Consider the following 379-nt stretch of genomic DNA (forward strand, 5'->3'; position numbering starts at 1 on the left):
GACAGTAAGATAACGATAATAGCGGGTGAAAAACCCGCACGCCGGAAGACCAAGGGTTCCTGTCCAACGTTAATCGGGGCAGGGTGAGTCGACCCCTAAAGGCGAGGCTGAAAAGCGTAGTCGATGGGAAACGGGTTAATATTCCCGTACTGGTGGTAACTGCGATGGGGGAACGGAGAAGGCTAGGTTGTCCGGGCGACGGTCGTCCCGGTTCAAGCATGTAGGCAGAGTGATTAGGCAAATCCGGTCACTTAATGCTGAGGTGTGATGACGAACCACTAAGGTGGTGAAGCAATTGATGCCCTGCTTCCAGGAAAAGCCTCTAAGCTTCAGGTTATCAACAATCGTACCCCAAACCGACACAGGTGGTCAGGTAGAG

General features: G+C 52.8%; 1 rRNA gene. It reads left to right on the forward strand.

The annotated features are described in order from the left end of the window. Window positions 1–10: 10 nt before the first annotated feature. Window positions 11–379, forward strand: a 23S ribosomal RNA gene (locus BHE89_RS21865); the annotation flags it as partial.

Source organism: Shigella sp. FC1967, assembly GCF_001743005.1.
Lineage (GTDB): Bacteria > Pseudomonadota > Gammaproteobacteria > Enterobacterales > Enterobacteriaceae > Proteus.